The sequence below is a fragment of the Prochlorococcus sp. MIT 0701 genome (assembly GCF_000760295.1).
Lineage (GTDB): Bacteria > Cyanobacteriota > Cyanobacteriia > PCC-6307 > Cyanobiaceae > Prochlorococcus.
The window spans coordinates 1-12936 of the sequence record NZ_JNBA01000040.1; the positions used below are offsets into that span (position 1 = coordinate 1).

Annotated in this window: 17 protein-coding genes and 1 pseudogene; 6 read left to right on the forward strand and 12 right to left on the reverse strand. The window is 50.4% G+C overall.

What is annotated here, in order from left to right:
- Positions 1-256: 256 nt before the first annotated feature.
- The 4 genes from EV12_RS14345 to EV12_RS14915 form a co-directional block, all read right to left on the reverse strand.
- Entirely contained in the window at positions 257-484 is a 228-nt protein-coding gene (locus EV12_RS14345; RefSeq protein ID WP_152562301.1) for a hypothetical protein, read from the reverse strand.
- Between the two features lie 94 nt (positions 485-578).
- On the reverse strand, positions 579-746 hold the full coding sequence (locus EV12_RS13785; protein ID WP_152562300.1) for a class IIb bacteriocin, lactobin A/cerein 7B family: 168 nt from the start codon (positions 744-746) through the stop codon (positions 579-581).
- A gap of 304 nt (positions 747-1050) precedes the next feature.
- A complete protein-coding gene (locus EV12_RS14350; protein WP_193742236.1) occupies positions 1051-1209 on the reverse strand; it encodes a hypothetical protein in 159 nt (52 codons plus the stop codon).
- Positions 1210-1711: 502 nt separating this feature from the next.
- The gene (locus EV12_RS14915) at positions 1712-2104 is read right to left on the reverse strand and encodes a Nif11-like leader peptide family natural product precursor (protein WP_072014324.1); all 393 of its coding nucleotides are present in this window, start codon (positions 2102-2104) and stop codon (positions 1712-1714) included.
- Between the two features lie 570 nt (positions 2105-2674).
- On the opposite strand from EV12_RS14915, the gene EV12_RS14870 reads away from it, so the two are divergent.
- Entirely contained in the window at positions 2675-2800 is a 126-nt protein-coding gene (locus EV12_RS14870) for a hypothetical protein (protein ID WP_275040954.1), read from the forward strand.
- A gap of 292 nt (positions 2801-3092) precedes the next feature.
- On the opposite strand, the gene EV12_RS12290 is transcribed toward EV12_RS14870, so the two are convergent.
- The gene (locus tag EV12_RS12290) at positions 3093-3734 is read right to left on the reverse strand and encodes a hypothetical protein (RefSeq protein ID WP_241466471.1); all 642 of its coding nucleotides are present in this window, start codon (positions 3732-3734) and stop codon (positions 3093-3095) included.
- 440 nt (positions 3735-4174) lie between these two features.
- Between EV12_RS12290 and cgtA the strand changes: the two genes are divergently transcribed.
- Both cgtA and EV12_RS12300 read left to right on the forward strand, forming a co-directional pair.
- The gene (cgtA, locus tag EV12_RS12295) at positions 4175-5164 is read left to right on the forward strand and encodes an Obg family GTPase CgtA (RefSeq protein ID WP_036915850.1); all 990 of its coding nucleotides are present in this window, start codon (positions 4175-4177) and stop codon (positions 5162-5164) included.
- An 81-nt stretch (positions 5165-5245) separates the two neighbouring features.
- Positions 5246-5428, forward strand: a complete 183-nt coding sequence (locus EV12_RS12300; RefSeq protein ID WP_036915866.1) for a hypothetical protein — start codon at positions 5246-5248, stop codon at positions 5426-5428.
- Between the two features lie 120 nt (positions 5429-5548).
- Here EV12_RS12300 and EV12_RS12305 read toward each other — a convergent pair whose 3' ends face one another.
- Entirely contained in the window at positions 5549-5767 is a 219-nt protein-coding gene (locus tag EV12_RS12305) for a CP12 domain-containing protein (RefSeq protein WP_011825073.1), read from the reverse strand.
- Positions 5768-5848: 81 nt separating this feature from the next.
- Between EV12_RS12305 and EV12_RS12310 the strand changes: the two genes are divergently transcribed.
- Entirely contained in the window at positions 5849-6223 is a 375-nt protein-coding gene (locus EV12_RS12310) for a hypothetical protein (RefSeq protein ID WP_193742237.1), read from the forward strand.
- A gap of 210 nt (positions 6224-6433) precedes the next feature.
- Here EV12_RS12310 and EV12_RS12315 read toward each other — a convergent pair whose 3' ends face one another.
- Genes EV12_RS12315 through EV12_RS12325 form a run of 3 tightly spaced genes read right to left on the reverse strand, consistent with a single transcriptional unit; the run spans position 6434 to position 10052 of the window.
- Complete coding sequence (locus EV12_RS12315; RefSeq protein ID WP_036915852.1) at positions 6434-8392, reverse strand: ABC-F family ATP-binding cassette domain-containing protein; 1959 nt, start codon at positions 8390-8392, stop codon at positions 6434-6436.
- Complete coding sequence (locus EV12_RS12320) at positions 8389-9063, reverse strand: DUF2301 domain-containing membrane protein (protein WP_036915854.1); 675 nt, start codon at positions 9061-9063, stop codon at positions 8389-8391. The genes EV12_RS12315 and EV12_RS12320 overlap by 4 nt, the downstream gene beginning before the upstream one ends.
- The gene (locus EV12_RS12325) at positions 9060-10052 is read right to left on the reverse strand and encodes a glutathione S-transferase C-terminal domain-containing protein (protein ID WP_036915856.1); all 993 of its coding nucleotides are present in this window, start codon (positions 10050-10052) and stop codon (positions 9060-9062) included. The genes EV12_RS12320 and EV12_RS12325 overlap by 4 nt, the downstream gene beginning before the upstream one ends.
- A 55-nt stretch (positions 10053-10107) precedes the next feature.
- Here EV12_RS12325 and EV12_RS12330 point away from each other — a divergent pair, with 55 nt between their 5' ends.
- Complete coding sequence (locus EV12_RS12330) at positions 10108-11022, forward strand: aspartoacylase (protein ID WP_036915868.1); 915 nt, start codon at positions 10108-10110, stop codon at positions 11020-11022.
- Here the strand turns inward: EV12_RS12330 and EV12_RS12335 are convergent.
- From EV12_RS12335 to EV12_RS12345, 3 genes are all read right to left on the reverse strand, one after another.
- Positions 11019-11393: a hypothetical protein gene (locus EV12_RS12335; protein WP_036915857.1), complete on the reverse strand. Its 375-nt coding sequence runs from the start codon at positions 11391-11393 to the stop codon at positions 11019-11021. The genes EV12_RS12330 and EV12_RS12335 overlap by 4 nt on opposite strands.
- Positions 11394-11481: 88 nt before the next feature.
- Complete coding sequence (locus EV12_RS12340) at positions 11482-11859, reverse strand: hypothetical protein (RefSeq protein ID WP_036915859.1); 378 nt, start codon at positions 11857-11859, stop codon at positions 11482-11484.
- Between the two features lie 75 nt (positions 11860-11934).
- A complete protein-coding gene (locus EV12_RS12345) occupies positions 11935-12279 on the reverse strand; it encodes a hypothetical protein (RefSeq protein ID WP_036915860.1) in 345 nt (114 codons plus the stop codon).
- Positions 12280-12644: 365 nt separating this feature from the next.
- On the opposite strand from EV12_RS12345, the pseudogene EV12_RS12355 reads away from it, so the two are divergent.
- Positions 12645-12936: pseudogene (locus EV12_RS12355) on the forward strand (photosystem II q(b) protein); the annotation flags it as partial.

Sequence of the window (12936 nt, forward strand, 5' to 3'; positions counted from 1 at the left end):
TTCTGACACTTACTTTTAGTGGCTTTTATTATTATACCATCGCCCTTTATTTCTGTCTATTGTTATCAATATAATTTATAGATTTGACGAGCCAATGTGATATTGATTGGTTAAGGATGCTCTCTAATATTAATTCACTATGTGCAAGTCAATGGTGCCAGGTATCGGATGGCGTTTTAAGCGAATAGGGAAGTCGTTGAAGAAATAAAAAGCCCCTGCATTATCAGGGGCTTTGAGTGTGTAGGCTGGGTTAGGCTTATTTTCTGACCGACTCTCTACATTTTTTGGAATTTTCGCAACGTATAACATGGTAGGCAGCAGCGACAACAGGAGCAGCAGCTATCACAGTCTTGACCCCGAAGTATACTGCTGGGCCAAGGAGGAAAAGTGGAACAGCAGCCCCATTAACTTCTTGCAGTTCATCGAAGCTCAGCTCTTGGTCGAGCAGTTCAGTGTTGCTGTAGTCAGTGTTGATAGTAGTCATTGTTTTAAAGGTGATAAGTGTGTGTAATACCGAAGGCTGATTGCCTCCGAATACCCTCTCCAGATCGAGGGGCTATAAAATAAAAAGGAGAGATTTAGCCCTTTACAGCCTTTCCTCCTACTAATCGAGCGATATAGGCGCCTAAAGCCCATGCCCCAGCAACTATTGGAGCTACAGCCCCATTAACTTCTTGCAGTTCATCGAAGCTCAGCTCTTGGTCGAGCAGTTCAGTGTTGCTGTAGTCAGTGTTGATAGTAGTCATTGTTTTAAAGGTGATAAGTGTGTGATTTGTGTTGGGTTGTTTTCCCTCGACTCCTATAAGATCTCAGCCTTTCTGGTGATCACCACTACATAGCTCTGGTGTAGCCCCCTCGAAGTTCTGGTGAGCTTCTGGTGAACCACTCAGATCCCAGTAAGAGACTTAACTGCAGACACCAAAGCCATTAAAAAACCACGCTCAATGGCGGGGTAGCAAAGATCTGCTTGGAGCAATCTGCATTTGCCTTAGATACGTATATAAAAATATACTGTATCTACACTTATGATCAGCCTTTAATCAGAGTTTACTACATCATCCCTACACTTATTAGTGGTCCATTGTCGACATAATCCTCTATTTTCTTGGCTACTTTCTTGTATGTTTTTTTAAACCAAGACCAGAAGCCACCACCAGTTATGAATACCAGCTGTTCAGGAGTAAGCTCCATGTCTTCAAGCTCACTCATGACATGTGCTTCAAAGTCATCTTGTTTAATCTGGTTTGTAAATTTAGGTATGATTAAAAATAAGTAGTGTGTTTAAGTTCGTTGGAATCTCTTCCACCGACAAACACATCATCTCCCAATTTCTCTACTAAGTCATTGATTCCAATCATTGCTAGTTGTGATCTTGGTCACAGGTCCTGAGAGGAATTACCAGAACTAGAATATTGGAGCAACCTGCTGGAGATTACCTAGCTTCTTTTCCTTAAGTTCGTGCTAGGTATCGGTCGGTTTGAGACGCAAGTGAAGGTGGTTAGCCATCAGGTAAAGCCGATAAATCTTTAAGAAAATATCGGCCGGGTTTGATTGACTGTCGCCAATTCAATTGACATAAATGGCTAAACATATCCTGCTTGATACCTTTGACCAGTTAGGATACATTAAAGATCTTTTTTTGATTTTTATAGCAGATTGCCAAGACTTGATTCTATAAATAATTACGAGCAGAGAGATAATTCTCTCTAGCTTATAATGTCATAATGCAGCCTGTCTTTGGAACTTTGCCGGTAAAATTACCCCAGTTAGGTCCACTTGACCGAGATTTCCGGCTAAAGGCCTCTCCAACTCCATCCCTACATCTTTTGTCCGCCAATGAACCGCCGACCCTTCCAATATTTTTGCCAAGAAAGCCTGGGTCATTTGCATTGGGATAGCCTCCAGCAAAAGCTTCCAATTCCTCTTCGCTAAGTTCACGATCTATCCCTTGGAAGCTAGCTAAATCTTCAATATTGATACTAAATCCAGCATTTAGAGCTATAGAAATAACTTTGTCACCATCCACAGCCGCATTTAGTTGTTGTTGCAAGGAATCATCTTTTTGAACCTTGGCGATGAACGCCTTGAGTTGCTCTTCTGACATAGTTAATATTTAACTTGCTTAAGTATAGCAAGCCTCTGAAGGAATTACCAAAAAAAAATAATATGAAATCGACCACAGTTTTCTTGCCACATATCTCTCAGGCATCATCTTAATTAGCTACGGGCCGCTTTACCCCCATGCCCCATCTCTAAACAATACAATGAATCAAACTAACTCACTACCTAAAACAAACAAGAAGGACGCAGCACCAAAGGAACAGGATGTTCAACTTAGGATTAAAGGACTTGAGAAGTGGTTAAACAAAAGAGAGACGTAGATTTAATTTATAACTCATAGACTTGATTGTCTTCATTGTTATGAGAGTGAACTTCGTTCACAGTTAACATATATATGATCGTCGAGACCACATATATCTAACCGTCGTGGCCACTTACACCCTCCTTCGCTGTAGCCGCTCAGTCGGTTACATGCTGCGTTTAATGGCTAATAGAACGCTCGCTGTAGCCGCTCGCTTATCTTCTGCGTTTAAAGGTTCAGTAGGCACGCTCCCGTGCTGTAGCCGCACGGTCGCTACCTGCTTCGATTAGAGGTTGCCACTAAACGCTCGCTGTGGCCGCTCGCTTCCTGCTTCGCTTCAATCTTCTGCATTTAGGTTGTCGTCGTATTGCATGGATCTATACACGCCACTCTAATACCTCTCCACGAAGCCCAGCCAAGCAACGAACACGCAACTAACGTGTTCTTGTCTTCACAAGCAAAGGCACCTCAGAAGCCCAGGCAGGACTGTCTGATGGACTGCCTTATTTACACATACTATTCACACTCACAAAATACCTATGCCTTCAACATCTCAAAAGCCTAACTACGGGAAACATGTCTTAAGTGTCAGGATCAATCAATCAGCTTATAGTTCATTGCATAGGCTAATCACTAAGGCTGGCTATAAAGATACTGCTAGTTTTGTTAGGGATGCAGTGAGAACTAAATGTGAAGAGATAGCTGAATGTACTAATAGCTTGAAAGCTATTTAGACTAATGCTGCAGCTGCTTCACTGGCTGAAACTGGTGATACACCTTCAGTAGCAGCTTGATGCAGCAGTTTTATAAGCTCCTTGTTGTTTTTATCTAAATTCTTGTTTTGATTCTGCAATTCAATATTCAGAGCTTTCTGCCTTTCCAGCTTTGCTTTCATGTTGACGTTATCCATCTTTAGCTTATCAAATTGGCTGGCCTTTTCCTCGTCAGTAGTTGATTTTATTTCCCTCTCTGCTTGTGCAACAAGGTCATCGATTTGACGACGCACTGGAGACTTTGAGTTGCCAATGATCTTCGTCAGATCCTGCTCTGTATAACCCTCACCCCTTTTTATTTTGTTGATTGCATGCGTTCTCTTGCCTGCATCCACAGAGCCTATTCTTGCCAGGACTCTTGCTGACACTCTCGCTAAGGCTTCGTCAGGTACGTCACTATCTCTTATCCAGCTTTCATAAGCTTTAACTAGATCACGTGCCATCCGGCCGGACATTTGCAAAGCACCGCTCTCGGTTAATGCTGTCCAGTTCTTGTTCTTTACATCCTTCTTGATTTCATATAAAGCACCCGCACTTGCTCTTACGGCGTTACCTGCAGTTGCTATTGCTTCGTTGGCAAGGACAACGTTCGTCTTCATGTTCTCGACCTGGCTAGGCGAGAGCTTGCTGGTGCACGCCCTGGAGAGCTGAAGGCCGTCGATCGCGCTATCGAGGCTCTGGTCGTATTCCGCTATGCCGGATGAGGTCACAGGATCTCGGCGATGAATGGGCTGAATATAGTTGCTATGGACGAGATGTCCAAAGGAATACGCCCGTACTATTGCCATAAGAGGATCGCCTCACGCGACATGCTAAAGGTATAAATACCTATTCACACTCATCGCCTCATCTGTTCGCTGGCCCGCTAGGCGAAAATACTTATGACTATTTCTTTCTGCCGATATCCATTACTTATCTCGCTACTAATTACCATGGGATAACTACCTAATTTTTATTACAAGCGTTTCTCGTTATGCCATCCCCGATTCGTCCCTTGTGAATTTGTCCCCCTCAAAGCTATTGGTATGACTGGAGTAAGATGCAGTTCATAGATCAGGCACGCATCACCGTTAGAGCAGGGCGTGGCGGCGATGGGATCATGGCTTTTCGGCGAGAGAAGTATGTGCCGGCTGGCGGTCCCTCTGGCGGGGATGGCGGGGATGGCGGCAAAGTCGTTCTGGAGGCGGATGCCAACCTTCAGACCCTGCTTGATTTTAAGTACAAGAGACTCTTTCCAGCGCCTGATGGTCGGCGGGGTGGTCCGAATCGCTGTACCGGTGCCTCAGGTAAAGACTTGATCATCAAGGTTCCATGTGGCACAGAAGTGCGTCATCTCTCCACGGGCATCCTTCTTGGTGACCTCACTCGATCGGAAGATCTACTTGTGGTGGCTTTTGGAGGGCGTGGCGGGCTGGGCAATGCCCATTACCTCAGCAACCGCAATCGTGCCCCTGAGAAATTCACGGAAGGGCGCGATGGGGAGGAATGGCTCCTTCAATTGGAACTCAAGCTATTAGCAGAGGTGGGGATCATTGGCTTGCCGAATGCCGGCAAGAGCACTTTGATTTCTGTGCTTTCGGCCGCTCGCCCCAAGATTGCTGATTATCCCTTCACCACATTGGTGCCCAATCTCGGTGTGGTGCGTCGACCCAGCGGAGATGGCACAGTTTTCGCTGATATCCCTGGTCTGATTGCCGGTGCAGCACAAGGAGCAGGCCTAGGGCATGATTTCCTTCGCCACATCGAACGCACCAGGCTGTTGATTCATGTGTTGGATGGTGGCGCAGAAGATCCAGTTGAAGACTTGCTGGTGGTTGAAAAGGAGCTGGTTGCTTATGGCCATGACTTGGTTGAACGGCCACGGCTTTTAGTGCTCAATAAACAGGAGCTATTGGATGAACAGCATCAAGATGAGCTGGTTGATGCCCTTCAAGCAGCGAGTGGTCGACGCTTGATTTTGATTTCTGCGGCCATGGCTCTAGGCCTTGAGGGGCTGTTGGCGCAGGTATGGAAGGAACTTGGCGTCTGAGGTGTTCAGATCTGCGAGACCACATCCAGACTTGTGTGTTTGCGGGTCATTGGCCATAACTGGAGTGAAACCATTGATGACATGACTTTTTACAGCTGCTTTGATCAGCAGGGCAAGGAGATTGCCCGCTGCCAGACCCATCAGGAGATTGAGGCTCTGCGGCGGATGGGACGTCCCATTGCTGAAGTTCGCGAAATGAGGAATGAGGAAGCGGTCGTCTGCTCTCTTACCGGTAGTCCGTCCGACTTCAATGAGGATGTTTGAACTGGATCAATAGGTTGATCTTCGTTCGTTCAGTTCATTATCAAACAGTTCATTAGCAAAAAAAAGCGGGCTTGTGCCCGCTTGAGATCATTCTGAGTCTAGTTTTCTTAGCCGATCAACTCAGTCGTCGTAGACGCGACACTCCGGCTCATCTGGATTGGCGTCGCAGAACAATTCCAGGGCATTGGGGTCGTGTTTATCTTCTGGGTGGTGATCCTTATATTCCTCAAGGGAATGGATTTCGTCGGTGAGATGGCGCACCTTGGCGTCGTTGCCTTGGGCTTTGGCGTCTTGGATCTCTGATTGATCCTTCTGAATGTGCTCGTCGATGGTGTTCATAGGGTCTTGGCCTGCGCCGGCCTCTGTCCACTGTCACAACATAAGCACTTTGGTCGGTTGCGCCATGGGGGGAGGCCTGACTTGGTTTCCGTTACAACACCATTGCCAAGGTTTTTCATCCTTGGCGCCCAGCTGATTAGGCAGATTGAGGCTGATGGCATGGTGCGGATCAGAGATCGGCAGGATCGCCATTTCATCGGTGAGCAGGGAAGGATGTTCTGGATGAACGGGCTAGAAACGTTTTGCTATCTCTCTGCAAAGAGGCAATTGCGCAGTGGTCTCAGCGTCGCGGATGTATTGGAGGAGTGGAAGCAATGCGCTCCTTCTGGCTTGGTCAGCCAACGCATTGGGTCCATCGTTGAAGCCTGCGAGGCTTTCGATCACAGCCCTGTGGTTTGGGCTCAAGATCTATATCTGAGGGGGATGGGGGAACAGATGGCCAGCATCGTTCTGTAGATGATTACCGCCCTACTGCCATGAATTTGGCTGCGGTTGAAGGATGACGGGGAAAACTTGTTTCCTGGATCAGTGCCTTAGAGATGTGTCCCCCTGATCCAGAGACTGCAACTAGTTGTCAGTGTTCTGATACTCCGCCTAACTCAGTTTTGTTCGCAAGGACATTAGATGATGAAGAATTGCTCCATACATATCGACGTCGGCGCAGTCTTATATGGCCAGTTCGCTGAGTTCGAGCCAGCGCTCCTCTGCTCTGTGTAATGTTTCGATCAGCTCGGCCAATTGTTGACTCAGTAGAGTTAAGTCTTCGTCGCCACTGGCCAAAGCAGCTTCAAGGCTAGAACGCTTGGCTTCAAGTAGTGGGATATCAATGTTTAGAGCTTCTAGTTCACGTGATTCCTTGAAGCTTCGACGTCTTTGCTTGCTGGTTTCTGTGACTTGGGATGAAGAGCTTTCTGCCTCTTGAGAGGATCTTGTGGATATTCTAGATGGGCTAGAATCCTTCAACAGTCTGCTGGATTTGAGCTCATTTGTTTCGTTGAGCTCTCGCTCTTGTCGTCGTTGTTGTTCAAGGAAGGAGCTGTAATTGCCCTCAAAACGTTTCAATTGCCCATTCTCAAAGTTGAAAAGACGATCAACTGTGCGATCGAGGAAATAGCGGTCATGAGAGACCACGACAACGCAGCCGCGGAAATCCTCAAGGAAATCTTCCAGCACGCTTAGTGTCTGGACGTCCAGGTCGTTGGTGGGCTCATCAAGCAGCAGCACATTCGGTGCTTGGATCAGCATCCGGCAGAGGGTGAGTCGGCGTCGTTCTCCCCCAGAGAGCTTCCCCAGTGGGCTGTGCTGCTGAGCCGGTGGAAATAGGAAGCGTTCCAGTAGTTGAGAGGCCGTAATTTGTTCTTCTCCCAGAATGATTTGAGAGGCAGCTTCTTCGACAAAATCGATCACTTTGCGATCTAGGCCCTTGCCTTTGGTGATGTCCTCGGTGTGCTGGTCGAGATATCCCAGGTGCACTGTTTCACCTAATCGCAGTGTTCCTCCGCTGGGTTGACGTCTGCCGGCGATTAAATCAAGCAATGTTGATTTGCCACTGCCATTGGGGCCGATGATGCCAACGCGGTCTTCTGGACTAAAGCTGTAGGTGAAGTTGTCTAGAAGAAGAGGACTGTCGGGCATGCCATTGGCCGTGACTTGCAGGGCTTCCGCCTCAATTACTAGCTTGCCGATGCGCCTGCTTACGTTCGCCATCTTCAAGGAACCCCGCAGTTGAGGCAATGGCTCGGCGCGCATCTCCTCAATTCGCTGCAGGCGTGCCTTCTGCTTGGTACTGCGTGCTTTGGGACCCTGTCGCAACCAGGCCAGCTCTCGTCTTAAAACCCCTTTGAACTTGGTAGCAGTGGAGGCTTCTGAAGCTTCAAGTTCGGCCTTTTGCTGTAGAAAAGTGCTGTAGTTGCCGGCATAGTTATGGGCTTTGCCTCGGTCTACTTCCACCATCCGGCGCGTCACCCGATCGAGCACGTAGCGATCGTGGGTGACAAGCACCAAAGCGCCTGGAAAGCGATCGAGCCAACTTTGTAGCCACTCCACTGCTGCCGCATCGAGATGGTTGGTGGGCTCATCGAGCAGCAAAACGTCGGGTCTGGCGACCAAGGCGGAGGCAAGGCCGACGCGCTTGCGATATCCACCAGAGAGTTCTTCAACCGGCCGCTCTAGATCGGTGATACCAAGACGTTGAAGGACCTCTTGACATTGCTGTTCCAAGCTCCAGGCCTGGGCGTCATCCATCCGCTGGCTGACTTGTCCTAGCTCAGCCAAAAGCGTTGAATCGTTGGGGTTGCGGGCCATGGAATTGCTGAGCTCGTTGAAACGCAGCAGCAGCTCTCTCTTTTCACCGCACCCGGCCAAGACTTCTTCCAGCACCGTATGGCCAGGGTTTACAGCGCTCTCCTGTCCCACTAGCTCTACCCGTAATCGCGCTGAGCACCTCCTTTCACCCGCCCCTAGGGGTTCCTCTCCGGCGAGTACCTTCAGTAGCGTCGATTTCCCGGCGCCATTCGGACCGATCAGCCCTAGACGTTCTCTTTCGTTGATGTGCAGGGTGAGATCGGCAAACAGGGTGTTGATGCCGAAGTCTTTTGAGGCCTCTATCAGGCTGATCAGGCTCACAGAGCTTCGTTAGCTTGCTGATTACTTAGGTAAGCAAACACACTCTTGTCACCGACGTCAGCAGCGGCGTCCATGCCGAACTTTCGCAGGGCTAACACCACCAGCAGCAGAGCGGCAGAGCCCAGTAATCCCATCACGATTGAGCCACTCATTAACCCGCTGAGATGACCCAATAGGGCTATTGGGATGAGCAGGGTGAGACCAATGGCCTCTGGTCGGCCGAAGCAGAAGAATTCTTTGAATCCAACTCCGGTAAGTGCTGCAAATAAAGGGCCGATCGCCCAGGTCCAAGCAGGCTCTGCGGTCACCGTTGAGAGCATCGTGTCAGTACCGATACTCCATGCCATCACGACTGCACCTAGGCAGCCCAATGCCCATAACAATTTCAGCGCCTGGTGTAGTGGGCGGAGGTAGATGTGAATCCAATTCAGAGCTAAGCCCAGGCCGATTGACATCGGTAGTAGCCATAGCCATGCCCATGTTGGCCCAAGCATCAGCCACTGTCCCAGTCCTGCTGTGAAGGCCACACCGCAGAGCAGTAGAGCAAGGCGATAGCGCTGCACTTCCAATTCGTCAGTGCTGGTGATCCTGTAGCGGCCGTAAACACCCTCAAACTCGTTCTCTGCCATAGCGGCGATGTTTGAAGTCAAGGATTGTGCTTTGTCGGTCATCGCTTATCAGGGGCTGATGCATTTACCATTTTGGCCAGATCAGGACCGGCCGGAACAATATTGCTCGGATGTAGGGGAAAGAGTGCGCCGAAATAGTCCTGACGCCAGGCCTGCGAATCACAGGTTTTGGCTACACCTGGGAGGGCCAGAAGCCTTTGGCGCCAATGCCAGAGATGAGGGAAGGCCCAAAGGGGCTGTTGACTGCAGCCAAACAGTGGTGCATAGACCATCTCCCAGCGGATCAAGGTCGGGAACAGCCTGACGTCAGCCAGGGTGAGTTGGTCTCCACATAGCCATGGACCCTTCTGGGAGAGGCTGCGATCCACTTGCGCAAGGGTGTCGAATAGTTCGTTGCATGCCTTGTCGTAAGCCGCTTGGTTGCGTGCAAAACCACATCGATAGACACCATCGTTAACAGCTGGCTGAAGAAGCTCTTGCCAGTCATTGATCTCACCTTGAAGATTTGAGGGGGCTAGGTCGGGAGCATCTTTAGCCGTCGGCCAAAGGTTCAAAACTTCCACGAGTTGGGCACTTTCGTTACCGAGTAGCTGCGGTGATTGGGATGTCGTGGTGCCTGGATCGACCAGGGCCGGAACAGTGGCTCGATGGCTGGGTGGGGAGCCACAGCGTTGGTAAAGGGCAAGTAGAGAATTGCAGCCCAACCAGGCTGGATCCAGTTGCCAACGGCCTGCCTTGTGGTCGGCGCGTGCCATGTGAAGGGTGAGGCTGCTCTGAAGGTTGCGTAGCTGAAGCACCAGCCAGGTGCGATGTGCCCAAGGACAGCTGCGCCCAATGATTAGGCGAGGGTATTGGTCTGCTGATCTGTTACTCAGCTCTTGCTCTGCGGGCAATGTTGCTTGCTGATGCTGGCTGGGGGGGCGCCGATAGTTCCCCTTGGCATCTGCTGGAGCAAGACCGTTCATTAATTGATTCCATTGCCAGTGCCAGCCCATTCGGGCGGCGGCAACGATTGCTGGGGGGATCGACATGGTTGTTCCCTTTGCAGCCATTTTCGGTCAGGCTGAGGATTGCGATCGAATCTTGATGTCTGGCCTTCAGGTGCTTCTGGTGGCGGGTACCCATGGCAATGAAATCAACGGCCCCTGGCTTCTCGATCAATGGTCTCAGACCCCTGAGCTGATCAACACCCATGGTGTTGGTGTGGTGCCGGTGATCGGCAATCCAGAGGCTCTTGCGTTGGGCCAGCGTTATTTGGATTGCGATCTCAACCGCAGCTTTCGGCTCGACTTGCTTAGATCCCCCAGCATCTTGGATCGAGAGGTTGTTCGTGCCAAGCAGCTGCTTAGTTTTTTTGGCCCAGAGGGATCAACCCCTTGCCAGATCGTTATTGATTTGCACAGCACCACTGCAGCAATGGGCAGCACTCTGGTGGTTTATGGCCGAAGGCCGGCTGATCTGGCTTTAGCAGCATTGATCCAGGCTCGATTGGGTTTGCCTATCTATTTGCATGATGGGGATGCTGACCAGCAGGGGTTTTTGGTGGAGCGCTGGCCCTGTGGCTTAGTGATTGAAATTGGTCCTGTTCCCCAGGGCCTGCTGAAGGCTTGCATCATTGAACAGACACGACTTGCTGTTCAGGCCTGTCTCAAGGTTTTGAGCAGCGTTTCATCTGGATTGGCGACCTACCCAGATCAGTTTGTGGTGCACTCTCATCTGGGGAGTCTGGACCTGCCCCGTAACACCTTGGGCCATCCTGCTGCATGTGTGCATCCATATCTTCAGGGGCGTGATTGGCAGCCTCTGCAGGTGGGCGCACCGTTGTTTCTACGGCCGGATGGAGAGGTGTTCAGATTTGAAGGTCGAGATTCTCCTATCCCCGTTTTTATCAACGAGGCGGCCTACGTTGAAAAGCAAATCGCCATGAGCCTGACCTATCGAGAGGTATGCCCCCTGCCTGAGCAATGGCAAGGGGCCCTGCAGCAGTTAGTTGACTGTTAACGAGGGGGGCCGTTGTAGATGATCTGATTCACAGACCTTCCGTCTGGGGCAATCTGAATTTCGGTTTCTGTGGTCGGCTCATTGCCATATTCCGACCAGCCTGGCGTCCCACCTAAGAAGTTATAGGTGTAGCCATTGATGGTGTTTCTGATCAGGCAATCGTTACCACCATTGCTCGTGGCAAACATGCAAGGTGCCGGTTGGTAAACCGAAAGACCGCCGTTCTCTTTGACCGCGGTGCCACGGGCCAGGTTGAGGGCACGGATCTGGGAGGAAGGAAGCTGTTCTTGGGCGTGGGTTGGTGTGGCCAGATCTGCCAAGCAGGCAGTCCCACTAAGGGCTATGACGAGTGAGATGGTGCGAAGAGACATCGCTTTGCTCGAAGGCTTAACCCTTCTCATAGCAAGAATGCGTCGCTTGGTCTGTTCAAAAACCGAAGGTTTTTACCCTTGGCGAGGGTTAACGCAACGGGCCGTTGTAGGGGACGGCGAGGATGCGATCACCATCACGAGAGATGATTAACTCGGTTTCAAGGGTTGGCTCTGCTGGGATGAGCTGTTGCCATCCTGGAGCCCCTCCTCGGAATTGAAATCGGAATCCTTCCTTGGTTGTTGAGATAAGACATTGTTCGGCTCCGGTGACGTACATGCACTGATCGGCTCGATAGGTACCCAGGCCGCCATTGAGCACTTCGGCATGCATTCGCGCCAGGTTTGCGGCTTTTGGTTGGGCTAGCGGCAGGCTGTTTTGTGCATGGGATAGGCCAGATGACCCGATGATCAGCACGGCAGCCGCAAGAGGGGCGGCAGCCCTTAAGCGGGGAGGGAAACATCTCATCTCTGCATGTTGTTCCCGAAACCCTTCAAAGGTTTGTCAGTGTTGGTTTAGAGGTCTAATCGGTTGTGTCTGAAATCAGCCACATGCCCATTGAATCCGCGTCGATTGTTCTTTCGTGCAAAGGAGATCGCTGTCACTGCCGTCGGCCCAGTAAACCCTTAGGCGGCCATCATCAGTTGATTCCATGCGAAAGGTGAGTGACTTGACCGGTCCTGCGGGGGTCTTGCTGTTGGTGTCGTTCGCGGAGGGGGTCGTTTGTCCTATTCGATGCTCGAGTTGATCGAGTCTTAGTTCAAGACGATTGATCGCTTCAGCTTGGCTCGTCGTCCATGAGGGCTGATTTTTTCGACATCCTGTGATGGCCATTAGTCCAGCCACCATCATTAGGGCAGAAAAAAAAGCAGGCGCAATTCTGGGCATGCAATTAGGAGTTGTGAACCACTACTAGTGGGTTCAGCTTGCTTGCGCCAGGCTTTTGCTCCAGTTCATGAGCTCACCTTGAGCCGCAACCCTGTTGCGTCCAGGATGCACGATGGAGATTGGCACAATTTCTTCAAGACGACGCCTTGCATGTTTGCCAGCGGATCAGAACCAAGAGTTGCTGCAGGGATCCATGGCCAAAAAACTTAAGTTTTCCTGGGCTTTTCTGGTGGATGCCAAGGACTACATCTTTTGCAGCGCAATCCATTTACAGATTGCGCAATGTTCCTTTACACTTTGATCTAGCAGGTTTTGCCTGCGTTTTATAGCTGTCCCTTCGGGGGCTCTTTTTTTTACTTAACTCAATGACCACCACCATTCGCAGTGGTCGCCTCAGTAGCTGGGAGTCCTTCTGCAATTGGGTCACCTCCACCAATAACCGCATTTATGTGGGTTGGTTCGGTGTCCTGATGGTTCCCACGCTGTTGGCAGCTGCCATCTGCTTCACCATTGCCTTTATTGCGGCACCGCCGGTTGATATCGACGGTATCCGTGAGCCCGTTGCTGGCTCTTTCCTCTACGGCAATAACATCATTTCTGGTGCTGTTGTTCCTTCCAGCAACGCCATCGGCCTGCACTTTTATCCCATTTGGGAAG

Excerpts from the sequence above, each read along its gene's own strand:
- EV12_RS14345 (WP_152562301.1), bottom strand. The coding sequence starts at position 484 with ATGACTACTATCAACACTGACTACAGCAACACTGAACTGCTCGACCAA.
- EV12_RS13785 (WP_152562300.1), bottom strand. The coding sequence starts at position 746 with ATGACTACTATCAACACTGACTACAGCAACACTGAACTGCTCGACCAA.
- EV12_RS14350 (WP_193742236.1), bottom strand. The coding sequence starts at position 1,209 with ATGAGTGAGCTTGAAGACATGGAGCTTACTCCTGAACAGCTGGTATTC.
- EV12_RS14915 (WP_072014324.1), bottom strand. The coding sequence starts at position 2,104 with ATGTCAGAAGAGCAACTCAAGGCGTTCATCGCCAAGGTTCAAAAAGAT.
- EV12_RS12290 (WP_241466471.1), bottom strand. The coding sequence starts at position 3,734 with ATGAAGACGAACGTTGTCCTTGCCAACGAAGCAATAGCAACTGCAGGT.
- cgtA (WP_036915850.1), top strand. The coding sequence starts at position 4,175 with ATGCAGTTCATAGATCAGGCACGCATCACCGTTAGAGCAGGGCGTGGC.
- EV12_RS12300 (WP_036915866.1), top strand. The coding sequence starts at position 5,246 with ATGACTTTTTACAGCTGCTTTGATCAGCAGGGCAAGGAGATTGCCCGC.
- EV12_RS12305 (WP_011825073.1), bottom strand. The coding sequence starts at position 5,767 with ATGAACACCATCGACGAGCACATTCAGAAGGATCAATCAGAGATCCAA.
- EV12_RS12320 (WP_036915854.1), bottom strand. The coding sequence starts at position 9,063 with ATGACCGACAAAGCACAATCCTTGACTTCAAACATCGCCGCTATGGCA.
- EV12_RS12325 (WP_036915856.1), bottom strand. The coding sequence starts at position 10,052 with ATGTCGATCCCCCCAGCAATCGTTGCCGCCGCCCGAATGGGCTGGCAC.
- EV12_RS12330 (WP_036915868.1), top strand. The coding sequence starts at position 10,108 with ATGTCTGGCCTTCAGGTGCTTCTGGTGGCGGGTACCCATGGCAATGAA.
- EV12_RS12335 (WP_036915857.1), bottom strand. The coding sequence starts at position 11,393 with ATGTCTCTTCGCACCATCTCACTCGTCATAGCCCTTAGTGGGACTGCC.
- EV12_RS12340 (WP_036915859.1), bottom strand. The coding sequence starts at position 11,859 with ATGAGATGTTTCCCTCCCCGCTTAAGGGCTGCCGCCCCTCTTGCGGCT.
- EV12_RS12345 (WP_036915860.1), bottom strand. The coding sequence starts at position 12,279 with ATGCCCAGAATTGCGCCTGCTTTTTTTTCTGCCCTAATGATGGTGGCT.